This window comes from Vibrio sp. 1078-1 (assembly GCF_033340475.1).
In genome coordinates, this window is the sequence record NZ_JAWOWM010000007.1 from 1 (window position 1) to 20,616 (window position 20,616).

A 20,616-nucleotide genomic window follows, 5' to 3' on the forward strand; every position below is an offset into this window, starting at 1 on the left:
TTGGCGCTGGACTAAACAAAGGCCCCCTTTTAGGGGGCTCACACAAAGCCACCTTCTTTAGAAGGTGGTAATTTACTCGTGTTAACCCGCTAGTATGTCGGTTGCGACTTTGTAGCTTGGGTCTTCCTTCACGTTAATTTCAACCAAGCTGCCAGCTTTGTCCAAAAGTTTACGACAATCTGGGCTTAGGTGACGAAGGTGCAGCGTTTTACCTTGAGCATTGTAACGCTCAGCCAGTGTTTCAATGGCTTCAATTGCAGAGTGATCTGTCACGCGAGAGTCTGCAAAATCGACAATCACATCTTTTGGATCTTCAGGCGCGTTAAACAACTCCAGGAAGTTAGCCGCAGAGCCAAAGAAAATAGGGCCGTGAATCTTGTACTCTTTTGAACCTTCCTCGTTTAAGCACGTGTCGGCATAGATGTGCTTAGCGTGTTGCCATGCAAACATTAATGCAGAAACGATAACACCAACCGCTACGGCAACAGCAAGGTCAGTAAGAACAGTAACAACGGTCACAAGAACAATAACGAAGAAGTCTTGCTTCGGTACGCGGCGTGCTAGCTTAAATGTTGCCCATTCGAATGTACCAATGACAACCATGAACATCACACCAACCAGAGCAGCGAGTGGGATCATTTCAATTAGCGAAGAAGCGAATAAGATAAACATCAATAGAGCGATAGCCGCAACGATACCAGATAGACGGCCGCGACCACCTGAGTTTACGTTGATCATCGACTGACCAATCATCGCACAACCACCCATTGCGCCAAACACAGAACACGTCATGTTTGCCATACCTTGACCGATACATTCGCGGTTAGATTGACCACGAGTATTCGTCATCTCATCTAAAACTGTCAGTGTTAGTAGAGATTCAATTAGACCAATGGCCGCGAGAATGATCGCGTATGGAAGAATGATTTGTAGTGTCTCTAGTGTAAATGGTACCGCAGGAATAGAGAAGGTTGGTAGTGAACCTGCGAGTGTTGCAGCTTCATCACCAGACATTGTACGCAGGAAGTCAACAACAGTGCGAGTTTCCAGATCCAAGCCAACCACTAAAGCCGTCACCGTTACGATCGCAACAAGTGAAGAGGGTACAGCTGTTGTGATTTTTGGTAGAAAGTGAATGATTGCCATAGTCAGCGCAACCAAACCAAGCATTAGCAGCATCTGGTCTTGTGGTAGCCAAGTAAGCATGCCGTTGATGTCTGGCGCTTTAAACTGACCCAACTGAGCTAGGAAGATAACAATAGCCAGACCGTTCACAAAACCGATCATCACAGGGTGAGGTACGATACGGATGAACTTACCCAATTTAAACATACCAGCGGCAATTTGAAGAATACCAGCGAGCATGATGGCTGCGAATAGGTACTGGACACCGTGAGTCGCGACAAGCGAAACCATTACGACTGCCATGGCACCTGTTGCACCAGAAATCATGCCAGGACGACCACCGAAAATGGAAGTAATAAGACCAACGATGAATGCAGCGTAAAGACCGACCATCGGATCTACGCCTGCGACGAACGCAAATGCGACAGCTTCAGGAACCAATGCTAGCGCAACGGTTAAGCCTGATAGCACATCATTTTTTACGGAGTGCTTAGAAAATTGGGGAAATTCGAACATGTTTGTTTTTAAGTTCTCTTTGCAATGAGTTAAACCCGACACATATTCGTATTTGCACAAGCCACTGGAAGGTTGATTTTTAATCAAACATTGCAGTGTAAACCGTAGTATTAAAAGAGCAGCATCAGAATGGTGTCGAAAACTTGAGTCGGCGCATGCTACCGAAAAGTGTGATTAAGTTCAAGAATGATACGAATAATGGCGTACAAATGTGATCACGAATTGGTATTTATATGAACAATTTATTGGGCAAATATGAAGATAAAAAAGGCTACCAGATGGTAGCCTTTAATTTATTTATGCCGTTAAGCAGTTGAACGTAATGATTTAGCCTAGTTAAAGTTAGGCTTTGTCATCTCTGCCGATGCACGGTTTTTAGCCACTTGGCTACCTGCACCTTTAGCTTGGTAACGTTCGGTTTTGAACGGCGCTGCTGCAACCGTGATTTCGCGTAGCTCTTGAGGGCCAGGTGCTTTCGTCATCGGTGCGCTAGCGTTTAGCTTAGCAGCAACTTTAATGGCTTCGACTTTAGGCTCTGGTTTATCTACTGGCGCTTCGGCTACAATCTCTTTTGCTGCTTCAACGATAGGCTCTTCAGTAGGTGCCGTTTCTACAATGGCATCAACCGGTTCAGCATGTTCAGTTACAGGAGTTTCAACGATAGGCTCTACCGATGCTGTTTCTACTACTGCCGATTCAGCTTTTTCTGCGATTACTGTTTCAACAACAGGTGCTTCTACTACTGGAGCTTCCACTTTCGCTTCAACGGTTTCTTGAACCTTGTGTTCAACAACTGGCGCATCTGTTACGACAGGTTGCTCGCGACGAATAATCACTTTACCCATTGCCATTTCTGGACACGCAAAGCCACCTTGGATTGTAGGTACTGCTGCTACAGCTTCTTCCTTAACTCGCTCTTCCTTCTTAGGTGCTGGTTTCGGAATGTAACGTGGCATTACTTTACCCATAGCCATTTCAGGAGAAGCGACACCTCCCTTACGTAGGCGGAACGGGTTAGGGCGGCGATCACGGCCACGGCGACGACGCTGGCCGCTTGCACGCAGGTGACGTGGCGAACGACGATTACGACGTTGCTTAGATTCTGCTTGCTTGTTGTCTTGCTGTGCCTCTACCGCTGCTTCTGTTGGCTTTTCAACTTTAGCTTCAACCGTTTCTTGAGTCTTAACCGCTGTTTCTTCGGCTTTCTTCTCAATAGCTTCTTGGTCCTTAACGCGTACAGACTTGTTCAATTTGCGACGTTGGCGGCGCTCTTTCACTTTTTCTGCTTTCGCATTTTGCTGCTTCGGTTTGCTCTCTTCTGGTTTTGTTTCAGTACGAGCTTCCGCTGCTAGCTGCAGACCTTTTTCCGCTACTTTTGCGTTTGCTTTCTGCTCTTGGGCTTTATCTGCCTGTTGAGCTTTAGGTTTACGCTTTTGGTTACGGTTTTGCGGTTTATTTGTTTGTTGTTGAGCTTCGTTTTGCTCATTAGCCTGCTCATCACGAGGCTTACGACGACGTCGGTTATCGCGATTGTCGCGGTTATCACGATTATCACGCTGGTTGTTATTGCGACGACGATCGTTGCGATCACGTTTGTTACGTCGATTATCGCGATTTGGTTTTTTCTCTTCCTGAGGTTTCTGTTCTTCTTTTGTTTCTTCAGAACCACCGAATAGGAAGCTACCAAGTGCTTTAAACAGACGGCTGAACAATCCAGGTTTCTCTTCTTGTTCAACGTTTTGTTCTTTCTTCTTCGCCTCAGGAGCTGGTTTAGCTGCTGGTGCAGGTGCGGTTTGAGACGGAGCAGCAAAGCCTTTAAGAACTGGCTCTTCAATTCGTTTTGGTTTTACGTCAACTTCCGCTGGCTCTTTACCTTCTGCTTCTTTCATTGCTTCCAGTTTCTTAGGAAGTAAGTAAGAAATCAGATCGAACTCTTCGCCTTCACGAACACGGATAACTTCAAAGTGCGGTGTTTCCATATCAGAGTTAGGAACAACCGTAATTTTCACTTCTTGAATGCGTTCGATATGGTTTACTGAACGACGTTTTTCGTTCAGTAAGTAAGAGGCGATTGGCACAGGTACGACTGCAAGTACTTGTGCTGTGTTGTCTTTTAGCGCTTCCTCTTCAATTAAACGAAGTACAGAAAGTGCTAGAGATTCGTTGTCGCGAACGACACCAGTTCCGCTACAGCGAGGACAGATGTGATGGCTTGCTTCTGCAAGAGAAGGGCTCAAGCGCTGGCGTGACATCTCCAACAAACCAAAGCGAGAAATACGACCGATTTGTACACGAGCGCGATCAAGACGAACGGCTTCACGTAGACGGTTTTCTACTTCTCGTTGGTGACGAACTGGGGTCATATCGATAAAGTCGATAACCACTAAGCCACCCAAGTCACGTAGACGTAATTGGCGAGCAATTTCGTCGGCTGCTTCTAGGTTCGTGTTTAGAGCTGTTTCTTCAATATCGCCGCCCTTGGTTGCACGAGCAGAGTTGATATCGATAGACGTTAGTGCTTCAGTCGGGTCAATAACAATAGAACCACCAGATGGCAGACGCACTTCACGTTGGAAAGCCGATTCAATTTGGCTTTCGATTTGGTAGTGGCTGAATAGTGGAACTTCGCCTTCATATTTCTTAACGCGGTTAAGGAAATCAGGGCGCACCAATTGAATGTGCTCTTTTGCACGTTCGTAGATGGTGTTGCTATCAATTAAGATTTCGCCAATATCACGACGCAAATAGTCACGGATTGCACGAACGATAACGTTACTTTCTTGGTGGATTAAGAATGGAGCAGGGTTAGAGTCCGCTGCACCTTTGATTGCACCCCAGTGGTTAAGTAGTACATTCAAATCCCACTCAAGCTCTTCAGCACTCTTGCCAACGCCAGCAGTACGTACGATTAGGCCCATGCCCTGAGGCAGTTCCAAAGTACTTAATGCGGCTTTTAGTTGAGTACGCTCGTCACCTTCGATTCGACGAGAAATACCGCCAGCACGAGGGTTGTTAGGCATCAGAACAAGGTAACTACCAGCAAGAGAAATGAAAGTAGTAAGAGCTGCGCCCTTGCTTCCACGTTCTTCTTTTTCCACTTGAACGATAACTTCTTGGCCTTCCGTTAGCACTTCTTTGATGCTTGGACGACCTTGGTAGGTGTAACCTTCAGGGAAATATTCGCGGGCAATTTCTTTGAGAGGGAGGAAACCGTGACGCTCGGCGCCGTAATCAACAAATGCGGCTTCTAAGCTTGGTTCGATACGTGTGATACGTCCTTTGTAGATATTCGCTTTTTTAGATTCATGACCTGGACTCTCGATATCAAGATCGAAAAGTCGCTGGCCATCAACCAGAGCGACACGCAACTCTTCTTTTTGAGTTGCGTTAATTAACATTCTTTTCATTGAAAATTCTCGTTGTCTTTTCTTTTATATCTTTCTTGTCGACTTGCCACTGTTTTTTCGCTCTTTCACGGTGCCTGATCCCATGGCTTGTATTTTGCAGCCTCCCGGCTGGAAGGGGATGCTCTCGGGCACTTCAGTCATCACAAGCCTCTTGTGGTTTCTGTTGGAAACGTAGACTTGTGACCCGCTATTTGGGCGGTAGGTACTCAACGTGAATATGCGAGGAGTAGGGTGGCAAGAGTGTTGAATTCGATGTGTCTCACGCCAATGCTGCACTCGACCTTCAACGATCTACTCACATTGCTTGAGGATAAATGATTGGTAATGAATAAAATGTAACCAAACCTTCCTTAGCAGCTGTGAACTATAGCAGTGCGCGTGGCTATCAGCAATCTGCTTTCACGCAAACGATAGAAAATTTGCCGCTAAACTCAAAATTTCTATTTTATAACTGGCTGTTTCATAAGCAATTGAGATGTGCAAACTGTTCAAGACAGAAAACAAATTGAGAACTTGATTGAGAGTTTTAATAATTTAAACAAAAGCTTGGCGAAATTTAGACCAGTATGTGCCACCGAGTGTTTCTTTTACGACAAGAATAATGTGAAGTCGCACGAAATTGAGTTTACAATACCGCCCATGAACGAAATAAGAACAAAAGTCCAGTTCGTCGACATCGACGAAGATATGGCGGGTCAGCGCATTGATAATTTTTTGCGCAACCAATTAAAAGACATTCCTAAAAGCATGATTTACCGAATTGTGCGTAAGGGCGAAGTGCGCGTAAATAAAAAGCGTATAAAAGCAGAGTACAAGTTAAAAGCAGGCGATCTCGTTCGTATTCCACCGGTGACCGTCGAGAAAAAAGATGACGATGTCGCACCAAGTACGAAACTTAACAAAGTCGCTGAGTTGGAAAATATGATTATCTTCGAAGATGACCATATGTTGATTCTAAACAAACCATCTGGCACCGCTGTGCATGGTGGCAGTGGTTTAAAGTTTGGTGCGATTGAAGCGCTTAGGGCTCTGCGTCCTCAAGCTCGCTTTCTTGAACTTGTGCATCGTATTGACCGTGATACTTCAGGGATTTTGCTGGTTGCTAAAAAGCGTTCTGCACTTCGTCACTTGCAAGCCCAGTTTCGTGAAAAGACAGTAAAGAAGTTTTACTTAGCTCTTGTCATGGGGCAATGGAAAAGCAGTTGTAAGGTTGTGAACGCGCCACTGCTCAAAAACGAAGTGAACAGTATTGTTCGTGTTAACCCTAATGGTAAGCCGTCAGAAACGCGTTTTAAGATTTTGGAAAAGTTCGAACAAGCTACATTGATTCAGGCGAGTCCGATTACTGGTCGAACTCACCAAATACGAGTTCATACGCAATACACTGGTCACCCAATCGCTTGGGATGATCGCTACGGTGATCGTCGCTTTGATGCTTACACAGGTCAAGTTGGTTTAGATCGTTTGTTCCTACACGCGGCAAACATCAAGTTCCAACACCCATCAAATGATGAGTGGATGGAAATCAACGCACCGATGGAACCGAAACTAGAAAAAGTGTTGGCGGGTTTAAGAAACGCGTAACCATGTTTTCCTCGCGGATGCAAAAGGGAGCCCGTGGCTCCCTTTTATCGTATTTGGGTTAAAGGACATCGAGTCCTTGAACATTCAACATATCAATCAAATCAATCAATGGTAGTCCGACAAGTGTGTTCGGGTCTTTACCGACTAATTTCGTAAACAAGCAAATTCCCATGCCTTCGCTTTTAAAGCTGCCTGCGCAGTAAAAAGGTTCTTCCCTGTCGACGTAGCGTTCGATTTGTTCAAGCGTTAAATCTCTAAAGTGCACCTCGAAAGAATCAAAGCCGACTTCTGTATGGTTTGTCACGGTGTTATGTACCGCAAGACCAGTATAGAAAGTGATGACTTTTCCACTTTGAGCCAAAAGTTGATTTATCGCGTTATCTCTATTTAAAGGCTTGCCAACGATTTCACCATTAATGACACAAACTTGGTCACTGCCGATAACTAAACTTGCTTTATCCGTCTGGCAAGATATTGCTTTCTCTTGGGCCAGTCTCTGCACAAGTTCAGTTGGCGTTTCTTGGTCAAAAGGTGTTTCATCGCAATCAGGTGGTAAACAAACGAATGGTAGTGAGAGCTTTTCAAGCAGTTGTTTACGAAAAGGGGAAGTTGAGGCTAAAACCAGTTGGTAATTTTTCATTTTGAATTACAATTCGTGGGAGCATTTCCAATAGGATAATCGATCAAAAATGATTCTGGCTAATGCTCTGTATGTTAAGCGTAAAAAAGTACAACTTTTTTGCCTTTTTCTTTGACTAATTTTGATTTGGAAGATAATATTCGCGCCCTATGCAAAAGGTAAAAATACCGCGAACGGTTGACCCAGCTAAAGCTGCACAGAAACGATTGGATTACGATGGCATCATCCAAGCTAGTCTTTTCAAGCGCTTAGTGGAAACAACTGAAGGCGTAAAACGCGACGCAGAAGTCTCATTGTCATTTGGGATGGATGAACAGCGACTCGTTGTTATCTCTGGTAAAGCTAACATCGAAGTCGATTTAGAGTGTCAGCGTTGTAATGAGGTATTCGCACATGAGTGCGAAGTTGAATTCCTTTCTACTCCTTACTACGGTGAGAAAACAGAACAGGAAGCACCAGAAATTTATGATTTGGTAGATCTAAATGAATATGGTGAATTAGACCTCATACAACTTGTTGAAGACGAGTTCATCTTAGCATTACCTCAAATTGCGATGCACGATGAAGCGGATTGTAGCGTTGATTCAAATAACATGGTTTTTGGTGAGATTCCTGAAGAAATTGAGGAAGAAAAACCGAATCCATTCGACGTTTTGAAAAGTCTGAAAAAGTAATAGGTGTGGTAGCCGATTCTTCTTCAGGTTTTTAACCCAATAGTATAGGAGTAGGGTCAATGGCCGTACAGAAAAACCGTAAAACTCGTTCTAAGCGCGGTATGCGTCGTTCACACGATGCGCTAACTACAGCTGCTCTATCTGTAGACGCGACTTCTGGTGAAACTCACCTACGCCACAACGTAACTGCTGAAGGTTACTACCGTGGTCAAAAGGTTATCAACAAGTAAGGTTGAACCTTTGCAAAGTATTACCGTTGCACTTGATGCAATGGGCGGGGATTTCGGTCCACGCGTAACAGTGCCTGCCGCCGTGCAGGCACTGTCTCATTTCCCAGAGCTAAAAGTGATTCTTATTGGTGATCAATCTCTGATCACGTCTCAATTATCTCAACTCGGTACCTCGACCAGTTCCCGCTTGACTATTCTTCACAGCGAGAAAGTTATCTCGAACTCAGAAAAACCTTCATTGGCGTTACGTAATAGCCAAAATAGTTCTATGCGTATGGCTATCGATTTGGTTTCTGAGCAGAAAGCGGATGCTTGTGTTAGTGGTGGCAACACCGGTGCATTAATGGCACTATCGCGTTTCATTCTTAAGTTACTTCCTGGCATTGAACGTCCTGCTTTAGTTTCCGCTTTACCGACGATTACCGGAAAGCGTACTTGGATGCTGGATCTGGGGGCGAATGTATCGTGCGATGCTGATAGCTTGTTCCAATTTGCTGTAATGGGCAGTGCATTAGCTGAAGAACACTTGGGTCGTCCTCCTCGCGTTGCTGTACTCAATATTGGCGCAGAAGAGATTAAAGGTAACGATTTAGTCAAACGTTGCGCAGAAATGCTTTCTCAGACCGATGCGATTAACTTTGTCGGTTATATTGAAGGTAATCAAATTTTGCATGATGTTGCTGACGTCATTGTTTGTGATGGATTTGTCGGCAACGTATGCTTAAAAGCCAGTGAGGGAACAGCTCAACTTTTTATCGAAAAAATTAAAACCAGCATAATGGCATCAACGATAAAGGGTTGGATAGCTAGAAAGTTGTTTTCTAGGCTGTTTAATGAACTAAAAACACTGAACCCCGACCAGTATAACGGCGCAAGTTTGCTAGGATTGCGCGGCATTGTCATAAAAAGCCATGGAAGTGCGGATGTATCTGCGATTGTCAATGCACTTGGCGAGGCAGTACACGAGGTCAAACGACAAGTACCAAGCCGTATTAGCGATCGTTTGGAAGCGGTTTTACTCGAGAGGCATTATTAGTCTTCATGTATAGCAAAATTTTAGGTACTGGCAGCTACCTGCCATCTCAGGTGCGTACAAACGCAGATCTAGAGAAAATGGTAGATACAAGTGATGAGTGGATCGTTGCTCGCACGGGTATTAAAGAGCGTCGAATTGCTGCAGAAAACGAAACTGTAGCAGACATGGCATTCTACGCAGCTGAAAACGCTATCGATATGGCGGGTATTGATAAAAACGATATCGACCTGATTATCGTAGCCACAACGAGCAGTAGCCATACTTTCCCTTCATCTGCGTGTCAGGTGCAGGCAAAGCTTGGCATTAAAGGTTGTCCAGCTTTTGACTTAGCCGCTGCTTGTTCTGGTTTTGTGTACGCATTATCTGTTGCAGACCAACATATCAAATCTGGTATGTGCAAAAACGTACTTGTGATTGGTTCAGATGCTTTGTCTAAAACGTGTGATCCGACAGACCGTTCAACCATCATCCTATTTGGTGATGGTGCCGGAGCCGTTGTCGTAGGCGCTAGCCAAGAGCCTGGCATTATCTCTACCCACATATACTCGGATGGTCAATTCGGAGAGCTTCTAAGCCTACCTGTACCTGTGCGGGGGCAAGATGCGGATAAATGGCTTCATATGGCTGGGAACGAAGTATTCAAAGTCGCTGTCACTCAGCTATCGAAACTAGTAAAAGATACGCTTGAAGCCAACAACATGCATAAGTCTGAACTAGACTGGCTAGTGCCGCACCAAGCGAACTACCGCATTATTTCAGCGACAGCGAAGAAACTTTCGATGTCACTAGACCAAGTCGTGATTACACTTGATAAACACGGCAACACATCAGCTGCTACTGTGCCAACAGCACTAGATGAAGCGGTACGTGATGGTCGTATTAAACGCGGTCAAACTCTGCTTCTTGAAGCGTTTGGCGGCGGATTCACTTGGGGCTCGGCCCTTGTGAAGTTCTAAGTTTCACAAGAATTCAAAATTTAAGGTGCACTTGGTGCATCTTATTTCTTTTTACTTTGCTTAAAGGAAAACAACATGAGCAAGTTTGCTATCGTATTTCCAGGTCAAGGTTCTCAAGCTGTAGGTATGCTTGCAGAACTAGGCGAACAATATGACGTAGTAAAACAAACATTTGCAGAAGCATCTGACGCACTAGGTTACGATCTATGGGCGCTTGTTCAAAATGGACCTGCAGAAGATTTAAACGAGACTTTCCGTACTCAACCAGCTTTGCTAGCTTCATCTGTTGCAATCTGGCGTGTATGGCAGGAACTTGGCTTAGAGCAACCAGCCAACCTAGCTGGTCACAGCCTAGGTGAGTACTCAGCACTTGTATGTGCGGGTGTTATTGACTTTAAAGAAGCCATCAAGCTGGTTGAATTACGTGGTCAACTTATGCAAGAAGCAGTACCAGCTGGTACTGGCGCAATGTACGCGATTATCGGTTTGGCTGATGATGCGATTGCAAAAGCGTGTGAAGACGCAGCGCAAGGCGAAGTGGTCTCTCCAGTAAACTTTAACTCGCCTGGCCAAGTCGTTATCGCTGGTAGCAAAGACGCAGTAGAGCGAGCTGGTGCGCTATGTAAAGAAGCTGGTGCGAAGCGTGCGCTTCCTCTTCCTGTTTCAGTACCTTCACACTGTGCACTTATGAAGCCAGCAGCGGAAAAACTTGCTGTAGCTCTTGAGTCTATCGAATTTAACTCACCACAGCTGCCAGTTATCAACAACGTTGATGTGGTTGCTGAGACAGATCCTGCAAAAATCAAAGATGCGCTTGTTCGTCAGCTACATAGCCCAGTTCGTTGGACTGAAACAGTTGAACTGATGCACGAACAAGGCGTAGAAAATCTTCTTGAGCTTGGCCCTGGTAAAGTTTTAACAGGTCTAACAAAACGTATCGTGAAAACGCTAACTGCAGCAGCAGTGAATGATATCGCATCGCTAGACGCTGCGAAGTAATCCATCAAGCGATAAATTTGCGATAAGAAAAGGAAACACAACATGATGAATCTAGAAGGTAAGATCGCGCTAGTTACCGGCGCAAGCCGTGGTATTGGCCGCGCGATCGCGGAACTTCTTGTCGAGCGAGGTGCTACGGTTATCGGTACTGCTACTTCTGAAAGTGGTGCGGCTGCTATCAGCGAGTATCTTGGTGATAACGGTAAAGGCTTAGCGCTTAACGTGACTGATGTCGAGTCTATCGAAGCGACATTAAAAACGATCAACGAAGAATTTGGTGTGATCGATATTCTGGTGAATAACGCTGGTATTACTCGTGACAACCTATTGATGCGCATGAAAGATGATGAGTGGAACGACATCATCGATACCAACCTAACGCCTATCTACCGCATGTCTAAAGCGGTTTTACGCGGTATGATGAAAAAACGTGCGGGTCGTATCATCAACGTAGGCTCTGTTGTTGGTACCATGGGTAATGCTGGTCAAACTAACTACGCAGCAGCGAAAGCGGGCGTGATTGGTTTTACTAAATCAATGGCTCGTGAAGTTGCGTCTCGTGGTGTAACAGTGAACACTGTTGCTCCTGGTTTCATCGAAACTGACATGACTAAGGCGCTAAATGATGACCAACGTGCGGCAACTTTGTCGAACGTGCCAGCAGGTCGTTTAGGTGACCCACGTGAAATTGCATCAGCAGTAGTTTTCCTTGCTTCTCCTGAAGCAGCGTACATTACTGGTGAAACTTTGCATGTAAATGGTGGCATGTACATGGTTTAATGCGACAGTTTATGCAAAATAAGCTATTTTACATTGTGAAAAATAGCCTATAGTTGCAGTTAACTGTCATGAACTTGTCATGCTTATGCGCAAGATTTGTGCATGATTTAAGTCAAAAATGTATTGAAATTCGGTTAAATTCGCTAATTTTGTGGTTTGACCAGCAAGGACCCCCTTGCAACTTTCAATAGTTCGAATAAACTACGGAATCATCGCATTAGGCGAAATCTGTAAAGGAAAAGAAAAATGAGCAACATCGAAGAACGCGTAAAGAAAATCATTGTTGAACAGCTAGGTGTAGACGAAGCAGAAGTTAAAAACGAAGCTTCTTTCGTTGACGATCTAGGTGCTGATTCTCTAGACACTGTAGAACTAGTTATGGCTCTAGAAGAGGAATTCGACACTGAGATTCCTGACGAAGAAGCTGAGAAGATCACTACTGTTCAAGCTGCAATCGACTACGTAAACAGCGCTCAGTAATTAGCTCTCCCAGGCGGTCTCCTAGACCGCCTGTGTTCTTTCTAACTTCTTCTATCCTCTCATAGAAATATTCAATTCCCGGAGAATTATATCGTGTCCAAGCGTCGTGTAGTTGTCACTGGCATGGGTATGTTGTCACCGGTAGGCAACACAGTAGAATCATCTTGGAAAGCCCTGCTAGAAGGTCAAAGTGGTATCGTAAATATCGAGCACTTTGATACTACGAACTTCTCAACTCGTTTTGCAGGTCTTGTTAAAGATTTCGATTGCACAGAGTACATGTCTAAAAAAGATGCTCGTAAGATGGACCTTTTCATCCAGTACGGCATTGCAGCGGGTATTCAAGCTCTTGATAACTCTGGCTTACAAATTACCGAAGAAAATGCGGCTCGAGTTGGTGTTGCTATCGGCTCAGGCATTGGCGGTCTTGACCTTATCGAAACTGGCCATACTGCATTAGTAGACAAAGGCCCTCGCAAAGTTAGCCCATTTTTTGTTCCTTCGACCATTGTAAACATGGTTGCAGGTAACCTATCTATCATGCGTGGTCTTCGTGGTCCAAATATCGCGATTTCTACCGCATGTACTACTGGCCTGCATAATATCGGCCATGCAGCACGTATGATTGCCTACGGCGATGCAGATGCGATGGTTGCTGGTGGTGCAGAAAAAGCTTCTACGCCTCTTGGCATGGCTGGCTTTGGTGCAGCTAAAGCGCTATCTACTCGTAATGAAGAGCCTCAAAAAGCGTCTCGCCCATGGGATAAAGGCCGTGATGGTTTTGTTCTAGGTGATGGTGCTGGCATGATGGTGCTTGAAGAGTACGAACACGCAAAAGCACGTGGCGCGAAGATTTACGCAGAACTGGTTGGTTTTGGTATGTCTGGTGATGCTTACCACATGACATCTCCAAGCGAAGACGGCTCTGGTGGTGCACTTGCGATGGAAGCGGCGATGCGTGACGCTAACATCACAGGTACTCAAGTAGGTTATGTGAATGCTCACGGTACTTCTACTCCAGCTGGTGATGTTGCAGAAATCAAAGGCGTGAAACGTGCTCTTGGTGAAGAAGGTGCGAAGCAAGTTCTTGTGTCTTCAACTAAGTCGATGACGGGTCACCTATTAGGTGCTGCTGGCTCTGTTGAAGCAATTATCACGGTTATGTCTTTGGTTGACCAAATTGTTCCGCCAACCATTAACCTTGATGATCCAGAAGAAGGTCTAGACATCGACCTTGTGCCGCATACAGCGCGCAAAGTTGAAGGTATGGAGTACGCTATCTGTAACTCGTTTGGCTTTGGTGGTACAAACGGTTCTTTGATCTTCAAGAAGTTCGCTGAGTAACACTATCTAACCTAATTTAGATAAGCGAAACTTGTATTCTAACGGCTCGATGCTTAGCATTGAGCCGTTTTGTTTTATTTGTTGTCTGCTAATTTGAAGGTACGTGAATGTTTTGGGTAAATGGAGTTCCGCAAACGCATGTAGAGCTAGGTGATCGCTCATTCCAATACGGTGATGGAGGCTTTACCACCATCCTGACCCAAAATGGAGAGTTGGTTTACTGGCAGGAACATACTGAGCGCATGAGTGCTTGCCTTGACGCTTTGAAGATCTCTTCACCTGACTGGAAAGTTGTGCATGATTGGGCAAGCAAAGCGGTTTTATCTGACGCACGAGCGGGGGTGAAGATTCACGTTAGCCGCGGTATTGGCGGGCGAGGGTATAGCCCTAATGGGATTGAAAGCCCTATCGTGACGATTTCCAATTTTGCGTTTCCTTCTCATTATTCATCTTGGCAAGAACAAGGTGTGGACTTGGGCGTTTGTAATACTCGTCTAGGGATTCAACCTTTACTTGCGGGACATAAGCACAATAACCGTTTAGAGCAGATTCTCGCCAAGGCTGAAATCGACAATACAGAGTTTGCAGATGCAATAACGTTAAATGTGCAAAACCATGTCATTGAAACTACAATGGCCAACCTTTTTTGGGTTAAAGGTAATAAAGTATTTACGCCGGAGCTGACCTTATCAGGCGTTACGGGCGTAATGCGTCGTAAGGTGCTTGAGTTACTTAAAGTAAGTCATATTGAAGTCATCGAGGGGCGTTTTATACTTCCAGATTTGCTGAGTGCTGACGAGGCTTTCATGTGTAACTCAATATTAGGTGTCGCACCTATTCGCAGCATAGTGACATCGAACTCTAAGACTATATTTCCGATAGGAAAATTGACTCAACGACTGCAAGGGAATTTAACTACGTGATTAAAAAACTGTTGGCTTTTGTTGTGCTGATCGCAGTGATAGGCGCAGCAGCTGTTTTTTATATAATTTCACAGGCTAAACAATACGTTGAAAAGCCTATTCTATTGGAACAACCTCAGCTGTTTACTGTAGAAAGTGGTACAAGCTTTCATCATGTCATGCGCGCCTTAGTTGAAGATGAGGTGATTGAAACATCGGAGTACATCCGTTTAATTCCTCACTTATATCCAGAATTGTTGCAAGTGCGAGCGGGTACTTACCAACTTGAGCCTGGTATGTCACTTTCGCAAACATTGGAGCATCTGAATACTGGAAAAGAATACCAGTTTGCGATCACTTTTGTTGAAGGCAGCCGCTTTTCTGAATGGGTAGATCAACTAAAAAGTGCTCCTTATTTAAAGCATGATTTAACCGATCTTTCAGAAAAAGAAATGGCTGCGAAGCTCGGAATTGAGAGAGAAAAGCTAGAAGGGTTGTTTTTAGCAGAAACCTACCATTACACAGCGGGTGCGAGTGAAAGCCAGTTATTAAAACGAGCGCATCGAAAACTCAATAAAATACTCGACGCTAGCTGGGAAGCTCGTCAAGAAAAGCTGCCATTACAGGATAAATATGAAGCCTTGATTCTCGCGTCTATCATCGAGAAAGAGACGGCTATTGATTCTGAGCGTGAGCGCGTCGCTTCTGTGTTTATCAACCGATTGAACAAACGTATGCGGTTACAAACTGATCCGACAGTTATTTATGGTATGGGTGACGCCTACGATGGCAACATTCGTAAGAAAGATTTGCGTACGCCGACACCATATAACACCTATACCATCAATGGTTTGCCACCAACACCGATTGCGATGGCTGGTGAAGCTTCCATTGAAGCGGCTTTGAATCCAGAAAGCAGCAACTATTTATATTTTGTAGCAAGTGGAAAGGGCGGACATGTATTCTCGAAATCCCTTGCTGAGCACAACCGTGCTGTTCGTGCCTATTTAAGAGAACTAAGAAAGAACAAATGATGAAAGCAAACTTTATTGTCGTTGAAGGCCTAGAAGGCGCGGGTAAAAGCACTGCGATTAAAACCGTTTTAGATACGCTAAAAGCGGCCGGTATTGAGGATATCGTAAATACCCGTGAGCCAGGAGGCACACCGCTAGCAGAAAAAATGCGCGCTCTGGTGAAAGAAGAGCACGAAGGCGAAGAACTTAAGGACATGACGGAGTTGCTTCTTCTGTACGCTGCACGTGTTCAGTTGGTTGAGAACGTGATCAAACCAGCTTTGGAAAACGGTCAGTGGGTGGTTGGTGACCGACACGATATGTCGTCGCAAGCTTATCAAGGTGGTGGCCGTCAGATTGACGCATCGTTAATGAAAAATCTCCGGGATACAACGCTTGGTGATTTTAAACCTGCTCTTACTCTCTATATGGACATTGACCCTCGTGTTGGGCTTGAGCGTGCGCGTGGGCGTGGTGAGTTAGATCGTATAGAGAAGATGGATATTAGTTTCTTCGAGCGTACACGTGAGCGTTATTTGGAGATTGCTCATGCCGATCCTTCCATCGTTATCATTAACGCAGAACAGACGATTGAAGGCGTGTCGCGTGATATTCGGGACGCTCTAAACGAGTGGCTAGCTCGTCAATAAGTGAAATGTAAATTTAGGTGACTCATGTTAAATGATTATCCATGGCTACAGCCAATATGGGATAACCTCAAAGTAGGGTTAGAGTCGGACAGAATACCAGGTGCGCTTTTATTACAAAGCGATCAGGGCTTAGGCATCGAAAAACTTATCGAGTTTTTTAGCCAAGCGCTTCTTTGCCAAAATTACGCGAGTGAAGCATGCGGTTTTTGTCATAGCTGCCAGCTAAATCAATCTCAAAACCACCCTGATTTACACTGGATCAAGCCAGAGAAAGAAGGAAAGGCGATAACGGTGGACCAAATTCGCGCTTGTAACCGTCTTGCTCAGGAATCATCTCAGCTTAATGGTTACCGCCTATTTGTAATAGAACCGGCGGACTCTATGAACGAGTCGGCATCGAATGCGCTGTTAAAGACGCTAGAAGAGCCTGGGGCAAAGTGCTTGTTTTTGCTCGTTACCCACAATCAGGAGCGTCTGCTCCCAACGATTCGTAGCCGTTGCCAACACTGGGTTGTTGCGCCTCCGTCAGCGGAACAAGCGATGCAATGGATGCACGAACAAGGGGCGAAGCAAGTTCCTGCTTATGCCTTAAAACTGAATATGGGCTCTCCAATAAAAACATTGGATGCGTTAAATAATGGTGAGCTCGAAGCTTACTTGGCTTTTGAACGCAGTTTTATTAAGGCAATGTCTTCGCCTGTTTCAGACGTTTCTGAGTGTGCTTCTTTAATCGCTAAACACTCAGAGCAATCACTAGACTGGGCATGGTATTTACTGACAGATGCTCAGAAAGCGCAGTTTGGTGTATCAGAAGCTCAAATGCTTCCGGGCGCGACAAAGTTTCAACCGGACAACTATAACGGTTTGTACTCATCAGCGAAGGCGCTGATGAACCTGAAAGCTCAGGTGCAAGCCTTTCCTGGCCTGAACCTTGAGCTACTATCAATGAATTGGTTAATTGAATCACGAGAGGCATTATGTTCGTAGATTCTCATTGTCATTTAGACAAATTGAATTACGACGATCTCCACATCAATGTGGAAGACGTTATTAACAAAGCTAAACAAGCAAACGTAACTGAGCTACTTTCTGTTGGAGTAACGCTGGATTCTTTCCCGAAAATGATGGAAATGATCGAGCCTTATGACAATGTTTATGCTTCGTGCGGTGTGCACCCACTTGATGTTGAAAGCGACTTTTCGATGGACGTATTGCGCCACCATGCGTCGAATGCAAAAGTCGTCGCTATTGGCGAAACGGGTTTAGATTATCATTACAAGCCCGAAACGGCCGCGTTACAGAAAGAGCGCTTTGAGCAACACGTTGATCTTGCAGTGGAGCTCAACAAACCTTTAATTATCCATACCAGAAACGCACGTGCGGATACTCTAGATATTTTGCGTAAGGGTGGGGCAGAGAAATGTGGTGGTGTTATCCATTGTTTTACAGAAGATCTTCCATTTGCTGAAGCTGCACTGGAGCTGGGGTTTTATATTTCTATCTCGGGGATTGTTACTTTCCGTCAAGCTACAGAGTTAAAAGAAGTGGTGAAGACTCTACCTTTAGAGAAGCTTCTTATTGAGACAGATTCTCCTTACTTGGCTCCTGTCCCTCATCGTGGCAAAGAGAATCAACCCGCTTACGTTGTCGAAGTCGCTTCTTATATTGCGCAACTCAAATCGTGCTCTCTTTCTGAAGTGGCACAAAAAACCACCGAAAACTTCCGAAATCTTTTTTTGCGATGAAAAAATAATAAGAGCATAAAAAAGGAGCTTAGGCTCCTTTTTTGTTGATAAAAACAACAGATACGCTCACGAGTTTAATGTTTACTAAAAATGTTGATTTAATAACATTCAAAAATCACAAATGTAATTTTGTTACTAAAAATAACATTGAGGCGTATTTTATTTACGCCTTAAAATTAATTATATAAATAATTAATTCTTTATAAAACAGTAATATAAGTGCAATGCAAACCTTTTCATCGGCTGTTTTTGGGTGTGATCCAAGACTTGTTTTGAAACTAAATTTCGTAACTGTGTGGAAAGTTTGAGGGTCATCAATATATATTTAGAGCCGGAAAATATAATGCAGTTGTGGTTACATTTTCATTGGGTGCTAACCTTTAGGCTACGGGGGTGTGCCGTTAGTGCCCAAATAATACTTATAAATTTATCAGGAGCATAAACATGTTTAAGAACCTTTTTGCTAACCTGCAAAAAGTTGGTAAGGCTCTGATGCTTCCAGTATCAGTTTTACCAGTTGCAGGTATTTTATTAGGTGTGGGTGCTGCCCATCTAAGCTTTATTCCAGAGATCGTTTCTAATCTTATGGAACAAGCTGGTGGTTCAGTATTCGGCCAAATGGCACTTCTATTTGCAGTAGGTGTAGCTCTAGGCTTCACTAACAACGACGGTGTTGCAGGTCTTGCAGCTATCGTTGGTTACGGCATCATGACGGCAACGCTAGGTGTAATGGCGGGCGTTATGGGTGTTGAGAAAATCGATACAGGTGTACTAGGTGGTATCCTTGTCGGTGGTGTGGCTGCTTGGGCATTCAACCGTTTCTTCAAAATCCAACTTCCAGAGTACCTTGGCTTCTTCGCTGGTAAGCGCGCAGTGCCAATCATCACTGGTTTTGCTGCGATCATCCTAGGTGTTATCCTTTCTGTTATCTGGCCACCAATTGGCGGTGCAATTTCTGCATTCTCTGATTGGGCTGCACACCAAAACCCACAGCTAGCATTCGGTATCTACGGTGTTGTTGAGCGTTCTCTAATCCCATTCGGTCTACACCACGTATGGAACGTACCGTTCTTCTTCGAAGCAGGTTCTTGTGTTAACGCTGCCGGTGAAGCTCAAAATGGTGTACTAACTTGTTACCTAGTTGCTGATGAAGCATCTCGTGCTGCTGGTAATGGCTTCGGTCAGCTAGCGGGTGGTTACATGTTCAAGATGTTCGGTCTACCAGCTGCAGCAATCGCAATTGCTCATTGTGCTAAACCAGAAAACCGTGCAAAAGTAATGGGTATCATGGCGTCAGCTGCACTGACTTCATTCCTAACTGGTATTACTGAGCCAATCGAATTCTCATTCCTATTCGTTGCTCCACTACTATACGGTATCCACGCTCTACTAGCTGGTTCTGCATACATCGTTTCGAACACTCTAGGCTTTGTACACGGTACTTCTTTCTCTCACGGTCTGATCGACTTCCTAGTTCTATCTGGTAACGCTCAGAAGATGGTGCTAATGATTGCCGTTGGTCTAGTTTACGCAGTAATTTACTACGTAGTGTTCCGTGGTGTAATCACAGCGCTTGACCTAAAAACACCTGGCCGTGAAGATGAAACGGAAAGTGCAGCTGTAACTTCTGGCTCTGATATGGGCGGTGAACTGGTTGCAGCGTTTGGCGGTAAAGCTAACATTACTGGTCTAGATGCATGTATCACACGTCTACGTGTAGCAGTTGCAGATACAGCAGCTGTTGACCAAGACAAGCTAAAACAACTAGGCGCTGCTGGTGTTGTAGTTGTAGCTGGTGGTGTACAGGCTATCTTCGGTACTAAGTCTGATAACCTAAAAACTGAAATGGATGAGTGGATTCGTAACCACGGTTAATCGCAGTCATTCATAGTAATGCATAAAAGGAGGCTTCGGCCTCCTTTTTTAGTTCCTATTTTATTAACTGACAGTTCCTTTTTAGTGTGATCCTAAACTCATCTTTACTTTTGTCAGCTTTTTCATACATCGAGCTTACCCATCGTTGACATATTGATATGCCATTATGTTTGAATAGCGAATAATGTTTTTTTGAATAATTGATAACGTGTATGAAGAACAAATTCATTTTAGTTTTGGGACTAGTTTCTAGTACGGCAATGGCGGCAAGCGAGCCAACGGATCTATCAGTTGGTATGGCTGTCGATCAACAATTAAGTGTTGTTGTAGAGTTAGATAACAAATATCGTGGCATTATCGGAAACGATGGTATGGCGTTTGATTACATCGCTAAGCGTGGAACATTCGATCAAAACATGCCTGTGACTTGGTATGTCGGCGTTGGTGGCTGGTATGAATGGGATGACGAGTTTGGTGTGAGAGTACCACTTGGTGTGAACTGGGATTTATCACGCGGCTGGGACCTTTATGGTCAAATACACCCAGAGCTAGATCTTTACAAAGGTGCTGACTTGCAACTTGGCGGCGCCGTTGGCATCAAGTACAGTTTCTAGAATTGAACTAATGTATGTATAAAAAAACGCCGGTAACTACCGGCGT

At 44.6% G+C, this 20,616-nt stretch carries 19 protein-coding genes; 16 read left to right on the forward strand and 3 right to left on the reverse strand.

Annotation, left to right across the window (positions count from 1 at the left end):
* Positions 1–81 precede the first annotated feature (81 nt).
* Both R7190_RS14515 and rne read right to left on the reverse strand, forming a co-directional pair.
* The gene (locus R7190_RS14515) at positions 82–1,641 is read right to left on the reverse strand and encodes a SulP family inorganic anion transporter (RefSeq protein ID WP_005380840.1); all 1,560 of its coding nucleotides are present in this window, start codon (positions 1,639–1,641) and stop codon (positions 82–84) included.
* 332 nt (positions 1,642–1,973) lie between these two features.
* Complete coding sequence (rne, locus tag R7190_RS14520; RefSeq protein WP_042523100.1) at positions 1,974–5,048, reverse strand: ribonuclease E; 3,075 nt, start codon at positions 5,046–5,048, stop codon at positions 1,974–1,976.
* Between the two features lie 639 nt (positions 5,049–5,687).
* Between rne and rluC the strand changes: the two genes are divergently transcribed.
* Positions 5,688–6,632: a 23S rRNA pseudouridine(955/2504/2580) synthase RluC gene (gene rluC, locus R7190_RS14525; RefSeq protein WP_021033985.1), complete on the forward strand. Its 945-nt coding sequence runs from the start codon at positions 5,688–5,690 to the stop codon at positions 6,630–6,632.
* Between the two features lie 58 nt (positions 6,633–6,690).
* Here rluC and R7190_RS14530 read toward each other — a convergent pair whose 3' ends face one another.
* The gene (locus R7190_RS14530) at positions 6,691–7,272 is read right to left on the reverse strand and encodes a Maf family protein (RefSeq protein WP_017821384.1); all 582 of its coding nucleotides are present in this window, start codon (positions 7,270–7,272) and stop codon (positions 6,691–6,693) included.
* Positions 7,273–7,421: 149 nt separating this feature from the next.
* Here R7190_RS14530 and yceD point away from each other — a divergent pair, with 149 nt between their 5' ends.
* The 15 genes from yceD to R7190_RS14605 all read left to right on the forward strand — a co-directional run bounded on the left by yceD (position 7,422) and on the right by R7190_RS14605 (position 20,570).
* The gene (yceD, locus tag R7190_RS14535) at positions 7,422–7,946 is read left to right on the forward strand and encodes a 23S rRNA accumulation protein YceD (RefSeq protein ID WP_005387307.1); all 525 of its coding nucleotides are present in this window, start codon (positions 7,422–7,424) and stop codon (positions 7,944–7,946) included.
* Between the two features lie 59 nt (positions 7,947–8,005).
* Positions 8,006–8,176 (forward strand): 50S ribosomal protein L32, encoded by a 171-nt coding sequence (gene rpmF / locus R7190_RS14540; RefSeq protein ID WP_005396978.1) that lies wholly within the window; start codon positions 8,006–8,008, stop codon positions 8,174–8,176.
* A gap of 10 nt (positions 8,177–8,186) precedes the next feature.
* On the forward strand, positions 8,187–9,212 hold the full coding sequence (plsX, locus tag R7190_RS14545) for a phosphate acyltransferase PlsX (protein ID WP_017633846.1): 1,026 nt from the start codon (positions 8,187–8,189) through the stop codon (positions 9,210–9,212).
* A 5-nt stretch (positions 9,213–9,217) separates the two neighbouring features.
* Entirely contained in the window at positions 9,218–10,168 is a 951-nt protein-coding gene (locus tag R7190_RS14550) for a beta-ketoacyl-ACP synthase III (RefSeq protein WP_017821385.1), read from the forward strand.
* Positions 10,169–10,243: 75 nt separating this feature from the next.
* Complete coding sequence (gene fabD, locus R7190_RS14555; RefSeq protein ID WP_005387313.1) at positions 10,244–11,167, forward strand: ACP S-malonyltransferase; 924 nt, start codon at positions 10,244–10,246, stop codon at positions 11,165–11,167.
* A 45-nt stretch (positions 11,168–11,212) separates the two neighbouring features.
* Positions 11,213–11,947: a 3-oxoacyl-ACP reductase FabG gene (fabG, locus tag R7190_RS14560; protein ID WP_031781117.1), complete on the forward strand. Its 735-nt coding sequence runs from the start codon at positions 11,213–11,215 to the stop codon at positions 11,945–11,947.
* Positions 11,948–12,193: 246 nt separating this feature from the next.
* Positions 12,194–12,427: an acyl carrier protein gene (gene acpP, locus R7190_RS14565; protein ID WP_004406112.1), complete on the forward strand. Its 234-nt coding sequence runs from the start codon at positions 12,194–12,196 to the stop codon at positions 12,425–12,427.
* Positions 12,428–12,520: 93 nt separating this feature from the next.
* Positions 12,521–13,771, forward strand: coding sequence for a beta-ketoacyl-ACP synthase II (gene fabF, locus R7190_RS14570; RefSeq protein ID WP_005372948.1), 1,251 nt, complete (start codon positions 12,521–12,523; stop codon positions 13,769–13,771).
* 107 nt (positions 13,772–13,878) lie between these two features.
* Positions 13,879–14,694: an aminodeoxychorismate lyase gene (gene pabC, locus R7190_RS14575; RefSeq protein ID WP_065274708.1), complete on the forward strand. Its 816-nt coding sequence runs from the start codon at positions 13,879–13,881 to the stop codon at positions 14,692–14,694.
* Positions 14,691–15,707 carry an endolytic transglycosylase MltG gene (gene mltG, locus R7190_RS14580; protein ID WP_005372950.1) on the forward strand — a complete coding sequence of 339 codons (1,017 nt, stop codon included), beginning with the start codon at positions 14,691–14,693 and terminating at the stop codon, positions 15,705–15,707. Before pabC ends, mltG begins: the two co-directional genes overlap by 4 nt.
* Positions 15,704–16,336, forward strand: a complete 633-nt coding sequence (gene tmk, locus R7190_RS14585) for a dTMP kinase (protein ID WP_005387350.1) — start codon at positions 15,704–15,706, stop codon at positions 16,334–16,336. The genes mltG and tmk overlap by 4 nt, the downstream gene beginning before the upstream one ends.
* 24 nt (positions 16,337–16,360) lie before the next feature.
* Positions 16,361–17,323 carry a DNA polymerase III subunit delta' gene (locus R7190_RS14590; protein WP_033905742.1) on the forward strand — a complete coding sequence of 321 codons (963 nt, stop codon included), beginning with the start codon at positions 16,361–16,363 and terminating at the stop codon, positions 17,321–17,323.
* Entirely contained in the window at positions 17,314–18,081 is a 768-nt protein-coding gene (locus R7190_RS14595) for a TatD family hydrolase (RefSeq protein WP_005372957.1), read from the forward strand. Before R7190_RS14590 ends, R7190_RS14595 begins: the two co-directional genes overlap by 10 nt.
* Before the next feature lie 444 nt (positions 18,082–18,525).
* Positions 18,526–19,956, forward strand: coding sequence for a PTS glucose transporter subunit IIBC (gene ptsG, locus R7190_RS14600; RefSeq protein WP_005372959.1), 1,431 nt, complete (start codon positions 18,526–18,528; stop codon positions 19,954–19,956).
* Positions 19,957–20,168: 212 nt separating this feature from the next.
* Positions 20,169–20,570 carry a hypothetical protein gene (locus tag R7190_RS14605; RefSeq protein ID WP_005372960.1) on the forward strand — a complete coding sequence of 134 codons (402 nt, stop codon included), beginning with the start codon at positions 20,169–20,171 and terminating at the stop codon, positions 20,568–20,570.
* Positions 20,571–20,616 lie beyond the last annotated feature (46 nt).